At 66.8% G+C, this 12,107-nt stretch carries 10 protein-coding genes and 1 pseudogene; 1 reads left to right on the forward strand and 10 read right to left on the reverse strand.

Features of this window, described 5'->3' with window-relative positions; genetic code table 11:
* Positions 1-272 precede the first annotated feature (272 nt).
* Positions 273-1,637 (forward strand): alpha/beta hydrolase, encoded by a 1,365-nt coding sequence (locus NX068_RS06820; RefSeq protein WP_263460642.1) that lies wholly within the window; start codon positions 273-275, stop codon positions 1,635-1,637.
* Here the strand turns inward: NX068_RS06820 and NX068_RS06825 are convergent.
* From NX068_RS06825 to NX068_RS06870, 10 genes and pseudogenes are all read right to left on the reverse strand, one after another.
* A pseudogene (locus tag NX068_RS06825) lies at positions 1,597-1,746 on the reverse strand (RES domain-containing protein); the annotation flags it as partial. The gene NX068_RS06820 and the pseudogene NX068_RS06825 sit on opposite strands and share 41 nt — an antisense overlap.
* Entirely contained in the window at positions 1,743-2,111 is a 369-nt protein-coding gene (locus tag NX068_RS06830) for a helix-turn-helix domain-containing protein (RefSeq protein ID WP_263460535.1), read from the reverse strand. The gene NX068_RS06830 and the pseudogene NX068_RS06825, both read right to left, overlap by 4 nt.
* A gap of 145 nt (positions 2,112-2,256) precedes the next feature.
* A complete protein-coding gene (urtE, locus tag NX068_RS06835) occupies positions 2,257-2,949 on the reverse strand; it encodes an urea ABC transporter ATP-binding subunit UrtE (protein WP_263460536.1) in 693 nt (230 codons plus the stop codon).
* A 47-nt stretch (positions 2,950-2,996) separates the two neighbouring features.
* Positions 2,997-3,881, reverse strand: coding sequence for an urea ABC transporter ATP-binding protein UrtD (urtD, locus tag NX068_RS06840; RefSeq protein WP_263460537.1), 885 nt, complete (start codon positions 3,879-3,881; stop codon positions 2,997-2,999).
* Positions 3,878-5,071: an urea ABC transporter permease subunit UrtC gene (urtC, locus tag NX068_RS06845; RefSeq protein ID WP_263460538.1), complete on the reverse strand. Its 1,194-nt coding sequence runs from the start codon at positions 5,069-5,071 to the stop codon at positions 3,878-3,880. The genes urtD and urtC overlap by 4 nt, the downstream gene beginning before the upstream one ends.
* A gap of 1 nt (position 5,072) precedes the next feature.
* Positions 5,073-6,656 (reverse strand): urea ABC transporter permease subunit UrtB, encoded by a 1,584-nt coding sequence (gene urtB, locus NX068_RS06850; protein WP_263460539.1) that lies wholly within the window; start codon positions 6,654-6,656, stop codon positions 5,073-5,075.
* Between the two features lie 185 nt (positions 6,657-6,841).
* On the reverse strand, positions 6,842-8,098 hold the full coding sequence (urtA, locus tag NX068_RS06855) for an urea ABC transporter substrate-binding protein (RefSeq protein ID WP_263460540.1): 1,257 nt from the start codon (positions 8,096-8,098) through the stop codon (positions 6,842-6,844).
* A gap of 296 nt (positions 8,099-8,394) precedes the next feature.
* Positions 8,395-10,065, reverse strand: a complete 1,671-nt coding sequence (locus tag NX068_RS06860; protein ID WP_263460541.1) for a nitric oxide reductase activation protein NorD — start codon at positions 10,063-10,065, stop codon at positions 8,395-8,397.
* A gap of 14 nt (positions 10,066-10,079) precedes the next feature.
* Complete coding sequence (locus NX068_RS06865; RefSeq protein WP_263460542.1) at positions 10,080-10,877, reverse strand: CbbQ/NirQ/NorQ/GpvN family protein; 798 nt, start codon at positions 10,875-10,877, stop codon at positions 10,080-10,082.
* A gap of 23 nt (positions 10,878-10,900) precedes the next feature.
* Entirely contained in the window at positions 10,901-11,938 is a 1,038-nt protein-coding gene (locus tag NX068_RS06870) for an aliphatic amidase (RefSeq protein ID WP_263460543.1), read from the reverse strand.
* Positions 11,939-12,107: the final 169 nt, after the last annotated feature.

Genomic DNA, 12,107 nt, shown 5'->3' on the forward strand with positions numbered 1-12,107 from the left:
TACTGATTGCCGCACTTGCCGTTTTCGTGATCGTCTGGTGGCTTGCCAGGCTGCCCGAACGGGGGACGGTTCTGCTGGTCGCGGCTTTCGTTGCAATGGCGGCCAGTCTGTGGGGGGTACTCGATGAGCGCTGGCAGGCCGCCGTCGGCGGCGTGGTGGCCCTGGTCTGCCTGCTGGCGATGTTCATCGCGCGGGGGCGCACACGGGGTGTGCCTTTCGTGTCGGGGACGCTGCTGGCGCTGCTGAGTGTTTGCGCAGGGCTGGTGCTTTACATGTTTCCCGTCACCGCCCTGCCGAAACCCGGCGGGCCGGAGGCAGTCGGTGTGCGGACCTTCGAACTGGACGATCCGAGCCGACCGGGCGTTTTTTCCGCCGCACCGGACGCACCACGCCGTTTATTGCTGCGGGTCTGGTATCCCGCCACCACGCCTGCGGGCGACGCGCGACCTGCACCGTATTTCTCCGCCGCCGAGGCCCGCAGCACCGCACATGGCCTGGGGGAATTGATCGGCTTTCCCCAATTGCTGAGCCATCTCAAGCATGTGCGCGCCAATGCCTACGAAAACGCGCCATTGCGGCCGGCGCCGGGCAAGCGCCCGGTCGTCGTCTATGGCCATGGCTACATGTCCTTTCTGGGGCAGCACACCGCGCTGATGGAAGAACTCGCGAGCCACGGTTATATCGTCTATTCGATCCAGCACACCTACGATGCTTCCGACACCGTGTTCCCCGATGGCGACGTCGCGCCGATGGATACGCAACTGAAGCGTCGTCACGATGCCAGGCGCCCAGAGGGCATGAGTGCCATCCTTGGTGGCAAGACGCTCAATGAACGCTTTGGAGGGCATCTGCTGCTGCCCGAACAGGACGGGCGCATGGTCGGGCCGAGCGCGGCGATATGGGTGCAGGACCGCAGCTTCCTGCTCGACCGGCTGGCGGCAGGTGAGGTGCCGGAAGCCATTGCCGACATCGTCGCGGCCAGCGACGTGTCGAGAACGGGCCAGATCGGCATGTCCTTCGGCGGCTCGACGACGGGTGGTTTCTGCATGACGGATACGCGCTGCGCAGCGGGCGTGAACCTCGACGGGCTGAGCTATCATCTGCAGACCCTGAATGCGGACATGCCGGTGCCGTTCCTGATGCTGCATTCCGAGCTGGGGCGCTTCGGCCAGCCGCCGCAGAGCTTCAACCAGTTTTCCTACGAGCGTTTCGAAACCGCTGGACTATCGGATCACGTCCATCGCTTTCAGATCAGGGACGCGCTGCATATGGGCTTCTCCGACTTCACCGTGTTCGTCCGCCCGCCGCTGGGCCAGATGTTCCTGGGGAAGGTGCCGCCGCACACGATGATCGGCCTGCAGAAAGACATGGTGCGCACTTTCTTCGACAGGTATGTGCGCGGCGAGCGCAATGGCTTCCCCGAACAGGTGCGTGCTGCTCACGGCGATTGGCTGGTGCCGCTGGACAATTCGAACGTGCGTCACTGGTGGCTGGCCAGGGCGCCTGAAGAGCGTACAGATATGGAAGCGCGTATCGCGGTGCTACGGGGGGCAGGAAAGGTGATGTCTGCTGGTACTCGCGCAGTGCCGTCAGTTCGTCCAGTGACAGGTACAAGGCCGCGACCCCGGGCCGATTGAAGCGGCCGCCTTTGCGCGCAGCTCCCTCGCCACTGACGGGCCGACTGGCCCATTGCGGCGTGTGCGCCCGAAACAGCGTGGTGCCGGGCGGCAGATCTTGAAGAATCATCCGACGAACCCGGAACTGACCGATTCCAGGTAATCGATCGCATCCTCCGTTCGCCCTTCCTGCACCAACTGCAACAGAGTCTTGTGGCGGAAGGCAGGGATGGGTTCGTTCTTGATCAGGAAGATCGCCCGCTGCGGGTCCGGCTGCAGCACCGTGGCGGCCGACAGCACCCGCATCAAATCACGCAGCACCGATTGCAGCCGCGGGGACTCGGGATGGGTGCGCAGCGTATTGCGGTGAACGCCAGCCAGTTCGGCCAGATCCTGTTGCTGCAGGCCGAGAATGCCGGCGATGCTCGATGCAGAAAACCGCGACGTGCCGGGTTCGCGGGCCGATTCGAGCACGTCCGAGAGGATGGCTGCCATGACCAGGCTCCTGTGGAAGATCAGACGACGTGAACATTTTATGCACAGTTGCTGCACAGTTCAACTCATGCATATCGTGCCGGCTCTTCTCGGGCGGCTTGGCAGGAATGGGGAACGCAGGCTGGTTCTTCAGGCCCGCGCTTCCTCAGATTGCCACCAGGCCCTGGATGTTCTTCTCCCGCATCTCGCTGCCCGGCCCATGGGCGATGACCTCGCCACGCTCCATCACCAGGTAGGCGTCGGCCAGTTCCTCGGCGAAGTCGTAATACTGTTCGCACAGCAGCACGGCCATGCCGCGCTCCTTGGCGAGCATGCGGATCACGCGGCCGATGTCCTTGATGATGCTGGGCTGGATGCCTTCGGTCGGTTCGTCGAGGATCAGCAGCTTGGGCCCCGGCGCCAGCGCGCGGGCGATCGCCAGTTGCTGCTGCTGGCCGCCGGACAGGTCGCCGCCACGGCGGTGCAGCATCTGCTTCAGCACCGGGAAGAGTTCGTATAGGTCGGGCGGGATCGGCGTGCTGGCGCTCTTGTAGGCCAGGCCCATGCGCAGGTTGTCTTCCACCGTCAGGCGGCCGAAGATCTCGCGGCCCTGCGGCACGAAGCCGATGCCGGCGCGGGTGCGTTCGTAGGGTGCGCGGCCGAGCAGGGACTGGCCGTTCCATTCGATGCTGCCGTCCTTGATCGGCACCAGGCCCATCAGGCTCTTGAGCAGGGTGGTCTTGCCGACGCCGTTGCGGCCCAGCAGCACGGTGATCTGGCCCGGCTCGGCGGTGAGGCCGACCCCGCGCAGGATGTGCGAGCCGCCGTAGTACTGGTGCAGGTTGTGGACTTTGAGCATGGTTCGGTCTTTATCGCTTATCCATCGGGAGAGGGCATGCCGGGGCTTCAGCGCCCCAGATAGACCTCGATCACGCGCTCGTCGGCCTGGACCTGGTCGAGCGTGCCTTCGGCGAGCACCGAGCCGTCGCACAGCACGGTGACTTTTTCCGAGATGGCGCGGATGAAGTGCATGTCGTGCTCCACCACCATCAGCGAGTGCTTGCCCTTCAGGCGCAGGAAGAGCTCGGCGGTGCGGGCGGTTTCCTCGTCGGTCATGCCGGCGACGGGTTCGTCGAGCAGCAGCAGCTTGGGGTCCTGCATCAGCAGCATGCCGATTTCCAGCCACTGCTTCTGGCCGTGGCTCAGCTCGCCCGCCATGCGGCCGACGCTGCCGGCGAGGTGGATGGTGTGCAGCACTTCGGCGAGGCGGTCGCGCTGGGCGCTGTCGAGCTGGAAGAACATCGAGTGCTTGACGCCCTTGTGCGTCTTCAGCGCGAGCTCGAGGTTCTCGAACACGCTCAACTGCTCGAACACCGTCGGCTTCTGGAACTTGCGGCCGATGCCCAACTGCGCGATCTGCGGCTCGTTGTGGCGCAGCAGGTCGATGGTCGAACCGAAGAACACCGTGCCTTTGTCGGGCCGGGTCTTGCCGGTGATGATGTCCATCATCGTGGTCTTGCCGGCGCCGTTGGGGCCGATGATGCAGCGCAGCTCGCCGGGGGCGATGTCCAGGTTCAGGCCGTTGATGGCCTTGAAGCCGTCGAAGCTGACATGCACGTCCTCCAGGTACAGGATGCGGCCGTGGGTGACGTCCACTTCGCCGGCCAGCGCGTGGCGGGCATAACCGGCGCTGCGGCCGCCCGACTCGGTGAGCGCGGCGCGGCGCTGGGCCTCGCGTTCGAGGTGGCGTTCGAAGCGGGCCGTGCCCGCCTTCATCAGTTCGGGCGTCATGCGCGCGTCTCCTCTTTGGCAGCGGGGCTGCGGTCTTCCGCCTGTGTGCCTGCAAGGGGCCGGGCTTCGCCGCCGCTGCGGCGCAGCTTGCGCGCCATGCCGGCGATGCCTTGCGGCAGGAACAGCGTGACGGCGATGAACAGCGCGCCGAGGAAGTAGAGCCAGAATTCCGGCGCCACCACGGTCAGCCAGCTCTTCGCGCCGTTGACCAGGAAGGCGCCGGCGATCGGGCCGATCAGCGTGCCGCGCCCGCCCACCGCGGCCCACACCGCGATCTCGATCGAGGCGGCGGGGCTCATCTCGCCGGGGTTGATGATGCCGACCTGCGGCACGTAGAGCGCGCCGGCGACGCCGCACATCATCGCGCTGATGACCCAGATCGTCAGCTTGTAGGGCAGCGGCGAATAGCCCGAGAACATCACCCGGCTTTCGGCGTCGCGGATCGCCTGCAGCACGCGGCCGAACTTGCTGCGCACCAGCCAGCGCGCCAGCAGGAAGAAGCCGAGCAGGGTGCAGCCGGTCAGCACGAACAGCAGCATGCGCATTTCCTGCGTCGCGAGCGGCTGGCCGAGGATGCGCTTGAAGTCGGTGAAGCCGTTGTTGCCGCCGAAGCCGGTCTCGTTGCGGAAGAACAGCAGCATCGCGGCGTAGGTCAGCGCCTGCGTGATGATGGCGAAATACACGCCCTTGATGCGCGAGCGGAAGGCGAACCAGCCGAACACGAAGGCCAGCAGCCCGGGTACCGCGACGATCAGGATCAGCGTGGCGACGAAGCTGTCGGACAGCATCCAGTGCCAGGGCAGCTCCTTCCAGTCGAGGAAGACCATGAAGTCGGGCAGCTCGCTGCCGTAGTTGCCTTCGGTGCCGATCTGGCGCATCAGGTACATGCCCATGACGTAGCCGCCAAGGGCGAAGAACAGGCCGTGGCCCAGGCTCAGGATGCCGGTGTAGCCCCAGATCAGGTCCATCGCCAGCGCGCAGATGGCGTAGCACATGATCTTGCCGAGCAGCGCCACCGCGTAGTCCGACAGGTGGAAGGCGCTGTCCGGCGGCACCCACAGGTTGAGCAGCGGGGCGAGCGCGCACACCGCCAGCAGCGCGGCGAAGAATGCGCCCCAGCCCTTGCGCGTCAGCAGTGGCCTGCGGCCCGGGAGTTGCACGGCAGGAGTCGAGGAAGTCGTAGCTTGCATGTCATGCCTCCGCGCTGCGGCCTTTCATGGCGAACAGGCCCTGCGGGCGCTTCTGGATGAAGGCGATGATGAACACCAGCACGGCGATCTTGGCGAGCACCGCACCTGTCCAGCCTTCGAGGAATTTGTTCAGGATGCCGAGGCCCAGCGCCGCATAGACTGTGCCTGCCAACTGGCCGACGCCGCCCAGCACCACGACCATGAAGGAGTCGACGATGTAGCTCTGCCCCAGGTCCGGGCCGACGTTGCCGACCTGGCTCAGCGCGCAGCCCGCCAGCCCGGCGATGCCGCTGCCGAGCGCGAAGGCCATGGTGTCGACGCGCGCGGTATTGACCCCCATGCACGAGGCGATCGGGCGGTTCTGGGTGACGCCGCGCACGAACAGGCCCATGCGGGTGCGCGAGATGATCCAGGCCACCAGCGCCAGCACCGCGAAGGCGAAGCCGATGATGATGATCCGGTTGTAGGGCAGCGTCAGGTTGGGCAGCGCCTGCCAGCCGCCGCTCATCCACGAGGGGTTTTCAACCGCGACGTTCTGCGCGCCGAACACGGTGCGCACCAGCTGCATCAGGATCAGCGAGATGCCCCAGGTCGCCAGCAGGGTTTCCAGCGGGCGGCCGTACAGGAAGCGGATCACGCTGCGTTCGAGGATCGCACCGACCAGCGCCGAGGCGAGGAAGGCGACCGGGATCGCGGCGAGCAGGTAGGCGTCGAAGACGCCCGGGAGGTATTGCCGGAACAGGTCCTGCACCACGTAGGTGGCGTAGGCGCCGATCATCATCAGTTCGCCGTGGGCCATGTTGATGACGCCCATCAGGCCGTAGGTGATCGCCAGGCCGAGCGCCACCAGCAGCAGGATGCTGCCGAGGCTGATGCCGGTGAAGGCGACGCCCAGGCGCTCGCCCCAGGCCAGCCTGTCGTCGATCTTGCGCAGTGTGCGCTGCAGCTCGCTGCGCACCTGGTCGTCGCTTTCGGCGGCCAGACGCTCGTCGAGCAGCAGGCGGGTGGCGGGGCTGGCGTCGGCGGCCAGCGTGTCGATCGCGGCCAGCCGTGCGGCGGGCAGCTCGGCATTCAACTGCACCGAGGCGCGGATCTGCTCCAGTGCCTGCTTCACGCGTGAATCCGTTTCCTGGGCAAGCGCCTTTTCGACCAGCGGCAGGCGCTCGGCCGATGCGCTCTGGCGCATGGCTTGCGCGGCCTTCAGGCGCTGGCCGGCGTCGGCCGCGAACAGGTCGAGCGCGGCCAGGGCGGCGCTGATCGCGCCGCGCATGCGGTTGTTGTTCATCACGCTTTCCGCGCCCGCGGGCAATGCCAGGGTTTCGCCGCTGACGGGGTCCTGCGCCTGGCCGTTGCGCACGATCAGGGCGCGGTCGTCGGTCACCACCACTTCATTGGCGGCCAGCGCGCGCAGGAAGGCCGCGGTGCGCTCGTCGGGGTCGTCGGCGATGGCCGCCTGCATGGCGGCGATGCGGCTGTTGCTGTCGCCCTTGGCCATCGCCAGGGCGGCGTCGGGCGCCAGCGCGTGCGACAAGCCGGGCAGCGCAAGGCAGGCCAGCAGGGCCAGCTTTCGCAAGTATCCAGTCATGGGGAACACTCAAAAGAAACGGTGCGGCTTGCGCCTAGCGGTGCGCGGCGAGCGGTATGAGCCAGGCCACGAGCGGATTGCGGCGAGTGGCGCGGCACGCACCGGTGTCGGGGCACGAGGGGGCCGCGGGCACGGCGCACGCCGTGCCCGGGCGACCCGCCAGGGCGAGAGGCGGAAGAGGAGGCTTACTGCTTTTCCGGCTCGTCCTTCTTCTTGTCGTTGCCTTCGATGTACGGGCTCCAGGGCTGGGCCTTCACCGGCGCGGCAGTCTTCCACACCACGTTGAACTGGCCGTCGCCGCGGATCTCGCCGATCAGCACCGGCTTGTGCAGGTGGTGGTTCTTCTCGTCCATCGTCAGCGTGAAGCCGCTGGGCGCCTCGAAGCTCTGGCCGGCCATCGCGGCGATGACCTTGTCGGGATCGACGCTGCCGGCCTTCTCGACCGCCTGCTTCCACATGTGGATGCCGACGTAGGTGGCTTCCATCGGGTCGTTGGTCAGCGGCTTGGTCGATTGGCCGGGCAGGCGCTTGGCCTTGGCGTAGTCGCTCCACTGCTTGATCCAGGCGTCGTTGGTCGGGTTCTTGACGCTCATGAAGTAGTTCCACGCCGCCAGGTGGCCTTCCAGCGGCTTGGGATCGAGGCCGCGCAGCTCTTCCTCGCCGACGCTGAAGGCGACCACCGGCACGTCGGTGGCCTTCAGGCCGGCGTTGCCCAGTTCCTTGTAGAAGGGCACGTTGGAGTCGCCGTTGATGGTGGACACCACCGCCGTCTTGCCGCCCGCGGCGAAGCGCTTGATGTCGGCGACGATGGTCTGGTAGTCGCTGTGGCCGAAGGGCGTGTAGGTCTCCATGATGTCCTTGTCATCCACGCCCTTGGCTTTCAGGAAGGCGCGCAGGATCTTGTTGGCCGTGCGCGGATAGACGTAGTCGGTGCCCAGCAGCACCCAGCGCTTGGCCTCGCCGCCGTCCTCGCTCATCAGGTATTCCACCGCGGGAATGGCCTGCTGGTTGGGCGCGGCGCCGGTGTAGAAGACGTTCTTGGACAGTTCCTCGCCTTCGTACTGGACGGGGTAGAACAGTAGCGCGTTGTTCTCTTCATAGACCGGCAGCACCGATTTGCGGCACACCGAGGTCCAGCAGCCGAAGGTGACGGCCACCTTGTCCTGGCCGATGAGCTGCTTGGCCTTTTCCGCCGCCAGCGGCCAGTTGGAGGCGGTATCGATGATGACCGGCTCCAGCTTCTTGCCCAGCACGCCGCCCTTGGCGTTGATGTCCTCGATGGTCATCAGCGCCATGTCCTTCAGCGCGGTTTCGGAGATCGCCATCGTGCCGGAGAGCGCATGCAGCACGCCGACCTTGATGGTGTCCGCAGCCTGTGCGGAGAAGGACAGGCCGGCGACGGCAAGGGCGGCGGTGAGAGTCTTGAGGGTGAGGTGACGCATGGTGACGATGTCCTCCAAAGGGCTGAATGCCGCCGGATTGGCGGGCTCGATGACCCTTTAGCAAAGCCTGTGCCATTCGCCTGCAAGCCTTTGGCTGCGGCGGTGCGGCAGGATTCTGCGGTTCGAGCTTTCATGCTCTCGAACGGTGCATCGGGCTGAAAAAGCGCTGCGGCGCACCAATGTCGTGCGCAAAACGAGGGCCTGCCGAGCGCGTCGGCATCAGTTGTGTGCATGGCGGCTGTCCGGGGGCTGCCAGGCCCGCTGTCGGTCAGGTTCTTCGGCACCTCCTTGGGGCGTCAGCTGCTGTCCACCATCCGCGCGCAGGTCTCGCGCAGCACGCGGGCAAGCCTGCGGGCGTCGTCGACGATGCGGTAGCCGTCGCGGCCGAAGATGCGGCGCACATAGGTTTCGGATTGGCGGTCCAGCGTCAGGCAGAAGCAGCGGATGCCTTTGCGCCTCGCTTCGCCGACGGCGAAGGTCGCGTCTTCGATGAGGTGGCGTTCATCGAAGACGTCGATGTCGGACGGCGCGCCGTCCGACAGCAGGATCAGCACGCGGGAGTCATTGCGTTCCGTGGCCAGGCGCGCTGTGGCGTGGCGGATCGCGGCGCCCATGCGCGTCGACAGGCCGCTGCGCGCATGGGCAAGGACCGCTGCCGGCTCGGCCGGAATCGGCTGGCCGAAGTCGAGCAGGCGCAGGTAGTTGACCGCCTGCCGGCCATCGGAATCGAAACCGGCGACTTCCAGACGGTCGGCGCCTGTCCGCAGCGCCGTCATCAGCATGCCGGCGGCTTCGTGTTCGAGTCCGAGCACGCTGCGGCCGTCGGCGAGGCAGTCGGCGGTCGAGGCCGACAGGTCGAGCAGCAGCAGGATGCTGGCATGGCGCGGGCTGCGGCCGGTGCGGCGGAACAGGCGCGGGTCGGGGGCGAGGCCCAGGCGGCGGTCGACGAAAACTTCGGTAGCGGCGTCGAGGTCGATGTCCTCGCCTTCCCACTGGCGGCGGATGCGTTCGCGGCGGTCGAGGCGCAGGCCGCGTTGCAGTCGCAGGCTGTCGCTCGTCCGTATCCCGCTTTCGTCCGGAGCTGGAGGCGGCACGGCGCGTTCGATCACGGTGCACCAGTTGTCGCGCATTCGCGCCATTTGGTAGTGCCACTCGGGATAGTCGTGGCGGGCGATTTCGGGCAGCGCCGCTGTTTCAGGCGGCGGGGCCGATGTCTGTGCTGTGGCAGCGCTGCTTTCTCCGGTGGGAGGCGGCGGGCGGCGCAGCGGCGTGTCCGCCTGCTCGGCGTCGGCGGCGTGGGCCCACAGGTGGCTGTTGTCGTCGTGCCAGGGAAAGGGCGGGGCATAGGTCTGCAGGTTCATGCGCACGCGCAACTGGCCGAGGTCGTTGGCGAGTACGTCGATCACCGGGCGGAAAGCTTCCGGGTCGTCCAGCCGCTCGCCCTGCTCCTCGAACAGGCTGCGGCCCTTGCGTACCCAGGCATCGTCATCGTTGTCGGCGGCCGCGAGCGGATCGAGCAGCACGCGCTGCAGGCGCGCGATACGGGCATCGAAACCGACTTGCGCCGGTTCGTCCTGGGTGCGGACCAGGTGGCGGATCAGCCGTGCGACGCCCGGATAGCGCTCCATCAGCAGACGGTCGACGCGCACGTCCTCGATCGCCGCGGCGAGCGCCAGTCCCATCGGTTTGCGCTTGCCGGTCGGCTGCCGGCGCGGCGAATGCAGCAGGTGGCCGATGGCGTGCAGCGTGGCGGCGAGCTGGAAGTGGCCGCCGTCGCTGCGCCAGTTGCTGGGGACGGCCGGCAGCAGCAGGGTGGCGCCGTGCAGCACCGGGCGTGCCGGCGGGCCGTCCTGCGGCGGGCGCTCTAGCAACTGGACTTGGCCATCCTCGACGCCGAAGGCGTGGAGCAGGTGGCTCAGCCGGCTCAGGTGCGTAGCAAGGACATCGCTGGTCGGCGCCGGGGGCATGGTGGCACGCCCCGTCAGAAGGTCGCTTCCAGGATCGCGTCCAGCGCGGCCTGCATGTCCGGATCGTCGGTGATCGGCGCGGTCATCGCCATGCGGCAGCTGTCGACCGGCGGCAGGCCGTCGCGGATCAGGATGCCGGCATAGATCAGCATGCGGGTGGAGATGCCTTCCTCCAGCCCGCGTTCGCGCAGCCGGCGCGACTTGACCGCGATGTCCACCAGGCGCGCGGCGAGCGTCGGCTCGATGTTCGCCTCGTGGGCGACGATGTCGGCTTCGGCCGCGGCGGCGGGATAGTCGAATTCCAGCGCGGCGAAGCGCTGGCGGGTGGATTGCTTGAGGCTCTTGCTGTGGCTCTGGTAACCGGGGTTGTAGGACACCACGAGCTGGAAGTCGGGGTGGGCGGTGACGATCTCGCCTTTCTTGTCGAGCGGCAGGATGCGGCGGCTGTCGGTGAGCGGGTGGATGACCACGGTGGTGTCCTGCCGCGCCTCGACGACTTCGTCGAGGTAGCAGATGGCGCCGTGGCGCACCGCGGTGGTGAGCGGGCCGTCGTGCCAGCGGGTGCCGTCGGCGTCGAGCAGGTAGCGGCCGACGAGGTCGGCGGCAGTCATGTCCTCGTTGCAGGCCAGCGTGATCAGCGGCCTGCCGAGACGCCAGGCCATGTACTCGACGAAGCGCGTCTTGCCGCAGCCGGTGGGGCCCTTCAGCACCAGCGGCAGGCGGTGGGCATAGGCGTGCCCGTAGAGCGCGATCTCGTGGCCGGTCGGGCGGTAGTAGGGCTCGGCGGCGATGCGCCAGGAAGAGAGATCCATGTGCGGCTCGGCAGGCGGGGCGTTCAGCGGTGCTGGCTTTCCTGGTTGGGAATGCCGTCGATCGGGCATTCCGCCGTGCCCACCGTCGAGCGGGTGAGGGCTTCGACCTTCTTGCGCGTGCCTTCCGGATCGTTGATCCATTCGCCGTAGAAGCTGTAGGGGCAGGCGGCGACGCCGGCCGCATCCTCGCCGGAGTTGATCTTGCCGGTGTAGCCGCGGTGCAGCAGTTTGAACAGGTGGTTCTGCGACTGCGCGTTCTTGCGGAAATCGCGGATCAGGCTGGTGGACAGTTCGGCGTACTGGATGCCCATGTCCTCTTCACCGCATTCGCCCAGTGTGCGGCCGTCGAAGCCGATGATGGCGGAATGGCCGAAGTAGGAATACACGCCGTCGAAGCCGGTGGCATTGGCGACCGCGACGTAGCAGTTGTTCATCCACGCCATCGCCTTCGACACCATCACCTGCTGGTCCTTGGCCGGGTACATGTAGCCCTGGCAGCGGATGACCAACTCGGCGCCCTTCATCGCGCAGTCGCGCCAGATCTCGGGGTAGTTGCCGTCGTCGCAGATGATGAGGCTGATCTTCATGCCCTTCGGGCCGTCGGACACATAGGTGCAGTCGCCCGGATACCAGCCCTCGATCGGCACCCAGGGCATGATCTTGCGGTACTTCTGCACGATCTCGCCCTGGTCGTTCATCAGGATCAGCGTGTTGTAGGGCGCCTTGTTGGGATGCTCCTCATGCTGCTCGCCGGTCAGCGAGAACACGCCCCACACCTTGGCCTTGCGGCAGGCGGCGGCGAAGATTTCGGTTTCGTCGCCGGGCACGGTGGCGGCGGTGTCGTACATCTCCTTGGGGTCGTACATGATCCCGTGGGTGGAGTACTCGGGGAAGATCACCAGATCCATGCCGGGCAGGCCCTGCTTCATGCCGACCACCATGTCGGCGATCCTGCGGGCATTGTCCAGCACCTCCGCCCGGGTATGCAGGCGAGGCATCCTGTAATTGACGACGGCAACGCCCACGCAATCGGCGCTGCTGGAAATGTCTCCGTGTCTCATCGGCGGGGTCTCCGGTGGAAAGTGGGGGGGGGGGGCGAAAGGCCTGGAGACATTGTCGGAAGGCTTGTGCGCTGCACAAATACGTCGTTTGACGTATTGGGGGCTGAGCCGGGTGAGGCCGTGGGGAGTCGCTGTACAGGCCGGCGAAATCCTTGGTGTTGCGCATCAC

This window comes from Thauera carbonicopians (genome assembly GCF_025699485.1).
In the GTDB taxonomy this organism is placed as follows: Bacteria; Pseudomonadota; Gammaproteobacteria; order Burkholderiales; family Rhodocyclaceae; genus Thauera.

Excerpts from the sequence above, each read along its gene's own strand:
- NX068_RS06820 (WP_263460642.1), top strand. The coding sequence starts at position 273 with ATGTTTCCCGTCACCGCCCTGCCGAAACCCGGCGGGCCGGAGGCAGTC.
- NX068_RS06830 (WP_263460535.1), bottom strand. The coding sequence starts at position 2,111 with ATGGCAGCCATCCTCTCGGACGTGCTCGAATCGGCCCGCGAACCCGGC.
- urtE (WP_263460536.1), bottom strand. The coding sequence starts at position 2,949 with ATGCTCAAAGTCCACAACCTGCACCAGTACTACGGCGGCTCGCACATC.
- urtD (WP_263460537.1), bottom strand. The coding sequence starts at position 3,881 with ATGACGCCCGAACTGATGAAGGCGGGCACGGCCCGCTTCGAACGCCAC.
- urtC (WP_263460538.1), bottom strand. The coding sequence starts at position 5,071 with ATGCAAGCTACGACTTCCTCGACTCCTGCCGTGCAACTCCCGGGCCGC.
- urtB (WP_263460539.1), bottom strand. The coding sequence starts at position 6,656 with ATGACTGGATACTTGCGAAAGCTGGCCCTGCTGGCCTGCCTTGCGCTG.
- urtA (WP_263460540.1), bottom strand. The coding sequence starts at position 8,098 with ATGCGTCACCTCACCCTCAAGACTCTCACCGCCGCCCTTGCCGTCGCC.
- NX068_RS06860 (WP_263460541.1), bottom strand. The coding sequence starts at position 10,065 with ATGCCCCCGGCGCCGACCAGCGATGTCCTTGCTACGCACCTGAGCCGG.
- NX068_RS06865 (WP_263460542.1), bottom strand. The coding sequence starts at position 10,877 with ATGGATCTCTCTTCCTGGCGCATCGCCGCCGAGCCCTACTACCGCCCG.
- NX068_RS06870 (WP_263460543.1), bottom strand. The coding sequence starts at position 11,938 with ATGAGACACGGAGACATTTCCAGCAGCGCCGATTGCGTGGGCGTTGCC.